General features: G+C 33.3%; 8 protein-coding genes. 5 read left to right on the top strand and 3 right to left on the bottom strand.

Features of this window, described 5'->3' with window-relative positions; all coding sequences use genetic code 11:
• Positions 1-679 precede the first annotated feature (679 nt).
• From Q0998_RS08350 to Q0998_RS08370, 5 genes are all read left to right on the top strand, one after another.
• Positions 680-1,534, top strand: a complete 855-nt coding sequence (locus Q0998_RS08350; protein WP_299668806.1) for a T9SS type A sorting domain-containing protein — start codon at positions 680-682, stop codon at positions 1,532-1,534.
• Between the two features lie 747 nt (positions 1,535-2,281).
• Positions 2,282-5,434: a TonB-dependent receptor gene (locus Q0998_RS08355; RefSeq protein WP_299668809.1), complete on the top strand. Its 3,153-nt coding sequence runs from the start codon at positions 2,282-2,284 to the stop codon at positions 5,432-5,434.
• Between the two features lie 30 nt (positions 5,435-5,464).
• Positions 5,465-7,162 carry a RagB/SusD family nutrient uptake outer membrane protein gene (locus Q0998_RS08360; RefSeq protein ID WP_299668812.1) on the top strand — a complete coding sequence of 566 codons (1,698 nt, stop codon included), beginning with the start codon at positions 5,465-5,467 and terminating at the stop codon, positions 7,160-7,162.
• A gap of 198 nt (positions 7,163-7,360) precedes the next feature.
• Positions 7,361-9,154 (top strand): alpha-L-fucosidase, encoded by a 1,794-nt coding sequence (locus Q0998_RS08365; RefSeq protein WP_299668815.1) that lies wholly within the window; start codon positions 7,361-7,363, stop codon positions 9,152-9,154.
• Between the two features lie 50 nt (positions 9,155-9,204).
• The gene (locus Q0998_RS08370; RefSeq protein ID WP_299668817.1) at positions 9,205-10,347 is read left to right on the top strand and encodes a putative glycoside hydrolase; all 1,143 of its coding nucleotides are present in this window, start codon (positions 9,205-9,207) and stop codon (positions 10,345-10,347) included.
• A gap of 145 nt (positions 10,348-10,492) precedes the next feature.
• Here Q0998_RS08370 and Q0998_RS08375 read toward each other — a convergent pair whose 3' ends face one another.
• Genes Q0998_RS08375 through Q0998_RS08385 form a run of 3 tightly spaced genes read right to left on the bottom strand, consistent with a single transcriptional unit; the run spans position 10,493 to position 13,380 of the window.
• Positions 10,493-11,455, bottom strand: a complete 963-nt coding sequence (locus Q0998_RS08375) for a ThuA domain-containing protein (protein ID WP_299668820.1) — start codon at positions 11,453-11,455, stop codon at positions 10,493-10,495.
• Between the two features lie 5 nt (positions 11,456-11,460).
• Complete coding sequence (locus tag Q0998_RS08380; protein WP_299668823.1) at positions 11,461-12,207, bottom strand: ThuA domain-containing protein; 747 nt, start codon at positions 12,205-12,207, stop codon at positions 11,461-11,463.
• Entirely contained in the window at positions 12,208-13,380 is a 1,173-nt protein-coding gene (locus Q0998_RS08385; RefSeq protein ID WP_299668826.1) for a family 16 glycoside hydrolase, read from the bottom strand.
• Positions 13,381-13,410 lie beyond the last annotated feature (30 nt).

Here is a 13,410-nt window from a genome sequence, read left to right on the forward strand (position 1 = left end):
TATTCAACAGGTTTCAGTTTTTCTTAACTAAAAGGCGCCAAAGTTGAAAACAAAGAATTAATTGCAAACTATATTTTAACAAATATAACTTCAAACACTAACAGTTACTTTCTCTAATCAATCAAAAACATGCTCTAATTGAGCAAAGTGACAATATGAATAATCCATTAAAAGTGAACCACTTATTTCAGATTAAATCTGAGCAAGATAAAACGAGCGTTAAATTCGATTCATTTGTGATTTAAAATTAGTGATTTTTCTTTATTTTTCTAATGCCATCAATTTAATATTAATTCAATTAGCAGAGTTTATAATTCTATATAAAATGTCATCGGCAATATTTTTCTATCCAATGATTTTATGCCAGATAACTAAAAACTTAAATTTTCAAACGTATTAAGTAATCTTCATACCAATCATCTTATTGCTCAAATACTGATTTTCATATATAAAAATATTTCAATCAATTATAATAATAGTCTGTTTGCTTTTAAAAAAAATTAAATTGTAAAGAAATTACTATACTTATTTACTCCTATCTATACCTCTCACAAGTATATAGAAAATACAAATGGAGAAAAAGAGCAAAATATTGGTTGAAAGAAGCAACAAAGAAAAATAAAACCTTGCTATTTTCGGCAATGAAATTATAATTAATTAATCTAAAATTTAAATTATTATGAAAAAACAATTACTTTCATTAATCGCTTTTGTTTCTATCTCCTTAGCAGTATCTGCCCAAATAGGAGTAGTAACCGTAAACCCTGATCTTTATGAGCAAAGATACAGCTTTGGTACAAATGACGCTACACCTACGGATACAGATCCAGAACCTGGTGTTACATATATTAATATATTAAGAGATGTCGATTACACGAAAACTGCTATTGCTCAACCCAACTTTAATGGTACTTATGAGCAGTTTAATAATGCGACCACAGAAGGTCAAAGTTATCTTGAATTAACTTTACAATCTACAGCAGATATAAATGCAGAAATGTTTTTTGAAGTAAGACAAAGAGAAGGATCTTCACCCAAAGTTACAATTACTGTGGATGGTGTTGCAACTGTATTTGATAATCTTGACGCAAACTCACAATATTACGATGCTACATCTACAACTACATTCAAACCATGGTTATTACCTATAGCTACAACTTTTACCAATGGAACATCAAAACCTATCAAAATTGATGTTTTTTCTTATGGAAATCCTGCATCAACAGCTGCTAATACATTTCAAATAAGAGTCCAAAATATTAGAGTTAGAAATACTGATGTTACATTATCGACTAAAGACTTTATTGCTAAAAATGGTATACAGTTATATCCGAACCCAGCAACAGATCGTTTTGAATTGAACTCAAAAATAAATGTAAATAATGTAAAGATATTTAGTATTACTGGTCAATTGGTTAAAACGCTAGAGTCAGTAACCAATAAATATGACATTAGTGATTTAAAATCAGGATTATATTTAGCAACTATACATACAGATTCAGGTTCTGGAACTATAAAAGTAATAAAACAATAAACCATACATTTTAAGTTTTTAAGCAAAAGGGTGATCATTTTATGTATCACCTTTTACTTTTTTACAAATACACTATTAGGATGTTTACTAAGTTTAAAAACACAACATAGGTGTTAAATATTTTAGGTCTTGGGTTTCCCTTTTTAAAATATTTCAATTTAAGATTTAGTTTCAGTTCTAGTAAGTATACGTCTTCTACAAAATTATTCAGTTTTTAAAATGAAAAACCTCGACCCAAGGGTACGAGGTATCAAGTAGAAATTTATTTTTTATTTCGACCCAGAACGTCGGGCAACCTGCCTGCCTGGCAGGTAAAACCCATAGATCCCGCAAAAAAAAGCGGGATTAGCCTGCCTGCCGGCATAGGCAGGTTCAACTAGCAATTTTTAATTCATTGCTTCGCTTCCGAAGCTTCGGAATAAAAATTGAGTTCCACTAATTTAACGATTATTTTCTTATCGAATGATGCTGTTAAATAGTTATTCAACAGGGTTTAGTATTCCTAAACCAAAAAGTATCATTAAAGAATTCATTATATCATCTATTTTAACAAATAAAAATTCAAACTGCAATACCCAGTTTCTCTTATTCATCAAAATGATGCTCTAATTGAGCAAAGCCTTAATAAAAATGAAAATAAGCAAAGATTTGGTTGAATAAAGAAAGGTGTTTTTTGATACAAACTATATTTTAGCCAATATTAATTAACGATTTAAAACTAAAATCAAACTTAAAAATAAATCAAGTATGAAAAAAATTCTAACTATTTTTCTCGTTACGCTATCTGTTCATCTTTTTTCGCAAGAAAAAATCATTTCTGGAACTGTAGTAGACGAAACAGGACAACCTTTGTTAGGTGTTTCTGTATTGATTAAAGGTGCATCAAAAGGAACTACAACAGATTTTGATGGAGTCTATAATATAAATGCTAAAACTGGAGATGTTTTGGTGTTTGCTTATTTGGGTACAGAGTCCAAAGAAGTTAAAGTAGGAAATAATAATAAAATTAATGTAACACTTGTTAATGACGATACAACTTTAGATGAAATTGTAGTTATTGGTTATGGTTCCGTTAAAAAGAGTGATTTAACAGGATCTGTATCAACAATTAAATCGGAAGCTATTGAAAATGTAGCTGCGGTAAATTTTGAAGAAGCTTTAGCGGGTAGAGCTGCTGGTGTGGTTGTTACTGCTAGTTCTGGAGAACCAGGAAGTCCTGTGAGTATTCAAATAAGGGGAATTAGTTCTTTAAATGATACTCAACCACTATACATTATAGATGGTGTACAAATGGAAAATACATTTGAAACAGGGTTAGCTGGTAATGAAACCAATTTAATTGCTGCTTCTCTGAGTCCTCTAGCAATGTTAAATCAATCAGATATTGAATCTATAGAAATTTTAAAAGACGCTTCTGCTACTTCAATTTATGGTTCGCGTGGTGCTAGTGGTGTCGTGTTAATAACTACAAAACAAGGTAAAGTAGGTAAAGGTGTAGTTAATGTTACACAAGATTTTGGAATATCTACCGTGCAACGCTTTTTAGATTTATTAGATGGTAATCAATGGCAGATTATGAATAATGAAAGAGTTCTAAATGCTGGTACCCCTCTTAACGCCGAAGAAAATTTTTTACAAGAACAAGCTTTAGCTGGTAACCTAGAAACCAATAATTGGCAAAAACTTATTGCCACAGCAGGAACACAATCTAATACAAATCTTAGTATTAGTGGTGGCACTAAAGATGTAAAGTACTATCTTTCTGGAGGACTTTTAAAAACCAGTGGTCCAGTTTTAGGCAGTGACTTTAATCGTGTTAGTACCAGAGCTAGAATTAATGCTAATGTATCTAAAAAAATAAGTGTAGCAGCTAATGTTAGTTTTTCTCGTCAACAAACAACTAGAGTAGCTAGTGGTTCTGGAGGGGCATTTAACAGAGCTATTCGTGCTAACCCAATAAGCGGTATTAATCTAGACCAAGGTGAGGGCGATTTAGGAGACGATGAAACTTTTGCTAATCCAATACAAGATATTACAAGAACTATAAACAACACATTACAATCACAATTTGTTGGACAAGTTGATTTAAGATATAATTTCACAGAGTCTCTTTTTTTTAAAACATCGTATTCCTTTCAAGAAAGAAATACATCACAACGATACTACCAATCTGTTTTATTGAATAGTGATGGAGTTGCTAGAACGCAAGATACTCGTAGAACTAGAGAAACAATTGAAAACACCCTAAACTTTAATAAAAAATTTGGGAAAAGTAATATAAATGCCGTTTTAGGGCAAGAAATACAAGAAACTGTAAATGAAGGTATTCGAGTTAGAAACAGTGGATTCCCTAATGATTTACTTACTTATTATGAGCCAGGTATTGCAGAATTTAACGATCCCGATGTAGTTACCTATAGTAAAGACATATTAAGTGCATTTTTGGGTAGAGTAAACTATGCTTTAAACAATAAATATTTATTTACGCTTACTGGTCGTTTCGATGGGTCTTCTAGATTTGCTGCTAACAATAAATGGTCATTTTTTAATTCAGCAGCATTTGCTTATAAACTTGGAGAAGAAGAGTTTATTAAAAATATTGATGCAATTTCACAGATGAAATTTCGAGTGACTTATGGTAGTTCTGGTAACCAAACTATTGGTACATATCAATCTCTTGATCAATATGAAGCAAGTATTACGCCTTTTGGCGAATCTACTACTCCAATTTACTACCAAAATCAATTACCAAATGCAAATTTGTTTTGGGAAACTACCAAACAAATAGATGCAGGGCTAGATTTAGGTTTGTTTAAAAATAGATTTTCACTTACTTTAGATTACTACAATAAAATTACTGATGATCTTTTATTTGTAGGCCAACGTATACCTGCGCAATCTGGTTTTACAGAATATACTCAAAATAATGGAGCTTTAGATACTAAAGGTTTTGAGGTTTCTGTTGATGCTAAAATTATAAGAGGTAAAAAGTTCAAATGGAATTTAAATGCCAATGCTTCCACAGCTCGAACTATAATTACAGATTTAAAAGCCGATTTTACATTTAGTGGTTGGGATCCTGGATTTATTTCGGGTGGTACACAACGTTTAATTATAGGTGAAGAAGTAGGGGCTTTTTATGGTTACAAAACAGCTGGTATAGCACAATTTGACGATCTTGCAAGTTTTCAAGGACTCACTAATCAAGAGCGTATAGACCTTTATAACACCAATCGTGGTGTGGGGCATGACTTTGTGGATGGTTATTCTGGTGGGCTTCCTTTTATAGATGCAGGTAATGGTGCTGGTGTACAAGCGCATCCTGGAGATCAGCTATATGAAGATTTAAATGGAGATGGTGTAATTACTGACGAAGATCGACAAATTATTGGTCGAGCACAACCTGATGTATCATTAGGACTTACTAACACATTTTCTTTCGGGAATTTTGACGTTAGTGTGTATGTAGACTCTCAGATAGGTAAAGATGTGCATAATCACTCAAGTATTGCCTTATTGAATTTTGTTGGCCTTAATAATTCAAGTGCTGTCGCATATAATAGATGGACTCCAGAAAATCCAAGTGATGTATATCCTCGAATAAGTACAACTGCCAATCTTGGTGGTACGCGTTACAGCGACAGGTATCTTGAAGATGGGTCTTTTGTTCGACTACAAAATGTTACGCTTAGTTATAGATTCAACAAAAAGCTTACTGATAAATTAAAAATAAGCTCGCTAAGATTATACGCATCAGGCTCTAACTTAGCCATATGGACAAAATATACTGGATATACTCCAGATGTAAATGCCAGAAGAGGAAATACTAGTTTAGGTCACGATATGAGTAATAGCCCCCCAAGAAGGCTTATACGAATGGGATTAAATATGAAATTTTAAGAATTAATATAGTTTTAAAAAGTATAAATTATGAAAGCAAAATTTAAAATAAGTTTGTTGCTCTTTACCTTTATAATGAGTATATCGTGTGAAGACTATCTTGAAGAAGAACCACCAATATTTGTCTCAGCTAGTAATTTTTGGCAAACGGCTAGTGATGCAAGAACAGGTGTAGATGGTGTTTACGAGAAAGTAAATGCCATGTATGAGCGATGGATGGGAACTGTAGATGCATACACAGATGATATAGTATCTAGAACTGCTGGGAATTCTTTTACAAACCCTATTGGTCTTCACCAAGTAAGCCCATCTGATAGACTTTTCGAGCAAGTTAATTCTGTAGAATTATATACTGGTCCGTGGACAGGTATTACAAGAGCTAATACTGTATTACAATTTGTTCCTAATATAGATATGGACGAAACCGAAAAAAATATAATTCTAGGTGAAGCCAGAGCATTAAGAGCATTCTATTACTATAAATTGGTAAAACTATGGGGTGATGCACCCATCATTACTGAGGCAATTACTACTCAAGAAGATTTTAATAAGCAAAGAGCAAGTGTTGATATTATTTATGACGAAATTATAATACCAGACCTTTTGTTTGCAGAAGAAAATTGTAGAGATGGCTTACATACCGATGGTCATATTACTAAATGGACTGCAAAAGTTATTTTAGCAGAAGTTTATATGATGCGTGCAGGTTGGAGAAGAACCTCCCAAGGTGAATTTGTTCAAGGAGACCCTATAAACTGGGCGTTAGCAAGAGATAAGGCTAAAGATATTATAGACAACTCTCCACATTCACTAAATACAGAAGAACTAGTTGAAGGTACAAGTGTAATTCCTGCATTTGGAAGAGCATGGGATTATAGATCTCCATTTACTGCAGAATCTATGTTCGAGATATCTTATATAAAAGTTGCAGGCTTAGGAAGTTGGTATAGTCGTGAATCTAACTCAGCAAGAAATGGTGTTGGTTATTGGGGAACTCAAGCGAATAGACCTTTATTAGAGTCTGATAGTATTGACCTAACCGTTGCACAAATGGCTTTTACTCCTCCTGGTCCTAGACTGAATCTTTCAGGTGCTTATTTAGTTACCCCCGATCTTTGGGATGCTTTTGAAGAGGGTGACCTAAGACGTGATTTTAGTTTAATGACAAGATATGAGGATGTTATTAGTGAATTTGCACCAAGAACAATACTATGCCGACCAACATTTAGAAAATTAATCGATATTGAATATTATCTTGGAGGAGCTGAAACGAATTTCCAATTTACTACTGCGAATCTTATATTGTACAGATACGCAGATGCTTTATTAATTTATGCAGAAGCACAAAACGAAGCTGATGGGGGACCAAACGCAGAAGCTTATGCAGCACTTAATGAAATTAGAACTAGGGCTGGTTTATTACCTTTAGATGGTTTATCTCAAGACGATTTTAGAAAAGCTGTTTGGCAAGAAAGACGCGTAGAATTAAATGCAGAATTTAAACGTAAATTCGACCTTATGAGAACGAATAGGTTAGTTCAAGAAACAACTGACATTAATCTTAATTGGGATGTAGAACAAGGTTCTTTAACACCCTGGGTAAATGCTTTTGCACAATATCTTAATAATAGAACTCCATACCCAGATCATGAATGGTTGTGGCCAATACCACAAACAGAAATGGAATTAAATGCTGAAAACGATTGGTATCAAAATGAAGGTTACTAGTAATACAACTGCTGTTGCTAAATAACACTGAAATAAAAAATAAAAAAGTGTTTTAGGAACAATATACTCATTGTAACTTTTACCTTTTAGAGTTTATAAAATAAAGGAAAGGCTTATAGACATATAATTTCTATGAGCCTTTATAATATTTGAAAATAGAAACTAAGTTAAAATTTATTAAATACTAAAACAATATATATGACTAATTCACATAAACGTCTTACCCTTATAATGTTGTCACTTGCTTTAACGGTTAGTGTTTTGGCACAAGACAAAAAAGAATCCATGGATAAGATGTGGGGAAGCAATGACGTTTCAATAGATGCTTTAAAAAAAGGAAAAGGTAAACTTTTTGACGAAGGCAATTTTGGAATGTTTATTCACTGGGGGCTCTATTCAAAACTAGCGGGTCAATGGAAAGATAAAACCTATTATGGTATTGGTGAATGGATTATGAACCCAAGAGTAGCTGGTATTCCTCCTAAAGAGTATAAGCAAGTTGCCAAAGAATTTAATCCGGTAAATTTTGATGCTAAAAAAATAGCAAAATTAGCAAAAGATGCGGGTATGAAATACATAATTATCACCAGTAAGCATCACGATGGTTTTGCTATGTTTGACTCTGAAGCCAGTGATTTTAACATTGTGGATGCTACACCTTTTGCAAGAGATCCCATGCATGAATTGTCAGACGCATGTCATGAATTAGGGTTGGGCTTTGGTTTCTATTATTCGCATAATCAAGACTGGACAGCTCCTGGCGGGAACGGTGGCCCTAAAGTTGACGCTAAAGGAAAAGATGCTTCATTTAAAGAATATTTTTATACCAAGTGCAAACCTCAGGTTCGAGAAATCTGTACCAACTATGGGCAAATTGATTTTGTTTGGTTTGATACTCCTGGCAATATGAAAAAAGAGTATGTTGTTGAGTTGGTTGAGTTGGTTAATGAATTACAACCCAATGCCATGATGTGTAGTAGAGTTGGCCATGGTTTAGGAGATTATTCCAGTAATGGCGATATGGAAGTACCAACAAAAAATATTGAAGGGTTATGGGAAACTTGTGATACCAATAACGATTCTTGGTCTTATGCATGGTACGATAATAATTTTAAAAACCCTAAAGAAATATTAAACAGGCTTGTTTCAACAGTTGCCAGAGGTGGTTCTTATTTATTTAACGTAGGTCCAACAGGCAAAGGTGAAATCCCTGAAATAGGAGCTCAATTTTTGGAAGAAGCTGGAGAATGGATACAACAATATCCGCAGGTGGTATATGGAGCGGGTTCTTCCCCATGGGGATATGCGTTACCATGGGGTGACGTAACAACCAAAGGAAATTCTTTATTTCTCTCTGTATTTGATTGGCCTTCTGATGGCAAATTGTATTTACCTGGCTTAGAAAGTGAGATAGAAACTGCTACTATCCTAAATAAGGATTTAAACAATGCTATAACTTTTACCAAAGAATCAGACTGGGTAGTATTTAACCTTCCTTACAAAAAACCTGAACAGCCTGCAACAGTGATTGAACTAAAAATGAAAAATAAAGCGAAAGAAACCATCGTTAAAAAAGGACTTGGTGTCTACCCGAACATTAACATTACACTTTTAGCAGAATTGGGAGATGTTACGAATGCCAAACACAAAAAAATACGCTGGATGGAAAAATTTGGCGAATGGAAACACGCGCTTCAAGTTAGTAACTGGGAAGAAAACGGTACCCTAAGTTGGGATGTAAATGTTCAAGAAGCTGGGTATTATTATGTAGATCTTTGTTATAAAGGAGATGGCAGGTTGGTATGGAAAATATCAACAGATGAAGACGTAAACGTTCAAAATCAACAAGCAGCTACTGAAAAATACGTGAATTATAATATGGGAATACTTGAATTTAAAAAACCTGGGAAACATACCATCTCTGTATCATTGGTTGATGGTAATAAAAAAACCTCAAGTTTAAAATCAATGCTATTAAAACCTGTTATGTAATTGAACTATAAAATTCCTCGAAGCACTACTTCGGGGATTATTTATTCATCATGAAAAAAATTTATTCCAAAATTTTTATTACTATTTTAATTTTAGTTATCTGCCATCAATCAATTGCACAAACAGACAAAAAATACCCAAAATTTAGTTGGACTAAGGTTCCTATAGCATTTCATTTTGGAAAAAAAGGAGCATTGACCAATGATGAAGCAAAATTTATTGCCTCCCATTCAAACTTTATTGTTTTAGAAAAAGGACATGGTCTTCCAACATATAAAAACACCGAAACTGGTATTAAGCACGATGCAAAAAAACTTAAAAAGTTAAGTCCCAATATAAAAGTTATTTTCTATTGGAATGCTTTTTTAGATTATCCAATGTACAAAGCTCATAATGTTTACAATAACCATCCAGAATGGTGGTTAAGAAAGAAAGATGGTGAACTGGATTTTAAAAATAAGCATATTAAACGGTACGATCTTTCTAATTCAGAACTTCGTAAATGGTGGGTAGAAACAGCAAAAAAAGAAATTGTAAATGGTGCTACAGATGGCGTTTTTATGGACGCTTTTATTCAGGTAGCCAGTAAAGCCAATACCGAGCTTTGGGGTCAAGAAAAATATAATGCTATTCAACAAGGCTTAAAAGATTTAATTAAAGAAACAAGAAAGGCATTGGGAGATGATAAATTAATAGTTTATAATGGAATTCGCTCCACACCGAACACTAATACCGGAAATAATTTCCCTGAACATACAGATGCCGTAATGATTGAGCATTTTGGCATCATCAAAAGCAACTCCAAGGAAAGTATGCTCAAAGACATACAGGAAATGGAAAAAGCTGGAAAAATGGGCAAAATAGTAGTATTTAAGGGCTGGCCAGGATATACGTGGATAGACAAAGACTTTATGGCGAAACCTTTAAAAGAAAAGCAAAAAATTTCTAAAAAGAACATCACCTTTCCTCTAGCTTCTTTTTTAGCCGGAGCTCAAGAAAATTCATATTTTATATACAATTGGGGGTATCGTTTTATACATGGTGCTATAGATTGGTATCCTGAATTTGATAAGCCTTTAGGGAAACCCTTGCATGAGATGAAAATTAGCGGTTGGGAATTGACACGAGATTTTGAACATGCGGCTATCTGGGTAAACTTAGAAACAAAAAAAGCTAAAATACATTGGAAATAAATAACAGCATTGCAATAGTATTATTAGTAAGTTTGATTTGATTTTATTGTTGCATATAAATCAGTTAAAAAAAAGCTGTATTACAAAAACGAGTAAATAGTATCTCTCGGAAAGTGATAAAGTTTATTATACAATAAAAGATGTCCTAATCTTCAATAGGTAATCTCAAAACTGTACTTTTACTATTAGGGAAATCAGCTTCCACATAATTATCAACTTCATTTCCACTTAACCATTGTAAAGCTCTCACCATTGTTTGTTGAAATGCAGCACAACGCATACTTGGTGGCCATTCTTGGTTTTTCCAAAGATGCCCGTAAACTGAACTATACACTTTACCTTTACCAAATTTCACCGTCCATTCTGTAGGGAAATTCAATCCTGTTTTTTCATCTTTGCCATATGATAACACCTCTAGATTTTTGGTGGTTCCTCTGGTGTAACGGTATACTTCCACATCGGCCGCTCTCCATTGTTTTGGAATTCCTTCATGAATGGGATGGTTGCCTATTTGGGTTATTAGCGCATTTCTACGCGGTCCGTGCCCTGTATTTTCACCTTCTCCTTTTGAAATAATACCCAACTCTTCTGTATTAGTAATAGTTACTGCTACCCCAAACTCTTTATCTCTCCATCCCAAAGCAATCATTTTATTGTAAGCATCCCAATTTTTAAAAGCATTGGTTGCACCGTGATAGATGTAAACTCCGCCACCTTTATTCACATACTTTTCAAAAGATTGTTTTACGTGATTTGGCCACTGCAGACGATCTTCTTTATATACATTATTACAGGTCTGTATAAGAACTGAATATCCATTAAAATCAGGATTCCAATGTTCCCATTCCGTTTTATTTTCTTTTTGATTTGGACATGTACTCACCGAAACAGTAAATTTTCCTGTGGATTCCAGTATTTTTTGTAGGTATTTGGTGTTTGTAACCCAGTTATGATTGCTAAAACCATCAATAATTAATACAGATATTTTTTCTGAGATAGTTGTATCAAGATGAGTTGACTCTTTTACTACTTGAGACGTTATAATTATGATATGGCAAAACAACATCACAACAGTAATTATAAAACTCTTAAAAGAACAACTATTCATAGGTTTTATTGTTTAGTATCTTCTACCAACCAAATTAAAGCATTTAATACTAATTGCTGGAAATAACGATTGGTTGCTGCCTCTACACCATGACCTAATGAAGTATAAAACACTTTCCCTTTTCCATAGTTTCTCGTCCAAGCTATGGGTGTTTTTTGACCTTTATCTTCGGCTTCAATGAGTACTGTAGAGCCTTCGGCTTCTTTACTATAAAAATACATTTCATCATAAATTTCAAAGTCTCCAATATTTTTAGTTATTGGGTGATCTTGTTTTTTTATTACTACTGGAAATGTATGAATTGTAGGATGTGTTTTAAAAACCGCTCCAATAATCTCAGTATACATTGGCAAATGTTCCTTGTCTTTCTTTAACGCAGCTGTAGCGGAATGAAGCCCTAAAAGTGGTTTGCCTTGCTCAACTGCTTTCTTAAACCCTTCCATCTGTTTATCAGAAAAATGGGTTGGCATACCATTCATTATGATAACATCATAGGCGTCCAATGGTCTAGTAAATACATCAAAATCTTCTGAATATGTAATATGATATTCATGTCTTATTTCTAAAAATCTTCTAAGTACTGATGCTACTCTCAAATGGTCATGCCAATTACCACCAGCCATATATAGGATATGAACTTTCCCCTCGGGGTTTCTAACTTTATAATCATAATATCGATTTTGAGCCTGAAAACACATAGTCATCATAAATATGATTCCAAAAACGATACTGTTTCTTTTAAAATGTCTCATTTAGTTTAACTTTTTTAGTTGAATATCTTTAAACCTTATTTTTAATTCGTTTTTAGCATGCACTTGCAATGCAATTTTACCAGACATCCCTACATGTTGTTCTTGGTGAATAGCATCATCCAATATCCCAGCTCCATCAAAATCAGTAACTAAAACACCATTTAAAAAAGATTGTATGATAGTGCCTCTGCAAATAATATGAAGTTCGTTCCAAGAAGGATTATCATCTGCATAATAAAAAGATGAATTATTATTTGCCGCTTCTGGTTTTAGTGCTGGACTAGGCATACTGGGATATATCCACCTATTATAACCATCGGTTTCATCATAAAGTAAGGCCGTACGAAATGGTGCTGGTGGGTGAATATCAAATTGGGGGCCATCTATATCGCCTCCTTCATAAAACCTGCTTCGCACTTGCAATCCACTATTTCCAGGACTATCCCTATAGGCTTGAAATTTAAGTTTCAGTTCAAAATCATTCAATTCTTCCTCATAAAATAACCATACAGCACCATGGTTTTTGTCGCCCATAGTATTGCATAAAATACTTTCATTATCTACAGTCCAATAGTTTTTTTCCAAATCTGAAGGATTTCCATAAACTTTCCAACCATCTAAAGTTTCACCATCAAATATTGAGATAAAATCAGATTGTTTTAATTCTTTAACTTCAACATAATCTATCATGACACCAATACCTTCAGCCCCATAATAAGAGTTTTCAAAAGAAATTGTAAGTTCTGTACTTGTAGCCTTAATAACATACCTATACTGCTGCCATATATTATGTATGGGCTCTAATTTTGCAATTAACTCATTTTCATTCACAGTAAAAGTAAAATTACTTTCGCGTTCTGGTACTTTTGGCCTTGCCTGTGTATAAAATGATACTTGATAATATGCACCTTTTTTAACTGGTACTGATTGAAATAGTTTATAGCCTTTATTGTTTGCTAATTCCGCATAATAGTCTCCTTGAACGGGTTGTATATTTAATATCGTTTTACGATGCCTTTCTATGGAATCTCCCTTTGATTGCCAATAGGTATTGCCATCTTCAAAACTACTATTTTTTATAATGTTTTGAGAATAAACACTTGTACTTACTATACAAATAAGTAAAAGCAAATGTTTTTGTCCTATTATTTCAAAAGTTTTTTTACGCATCATGTTTATTTATAAACGATACAAAATTTAAAA

The sequence above is a fragment of the uncultured Polaribacter sp. genome (genome assembly GCF_947501385.1).
Classification (GTDB): Bacteria; Bacteroidota; Bacteroidia; order Flavobacteriales; family Flavobacteriaceae; genus Polaribacter.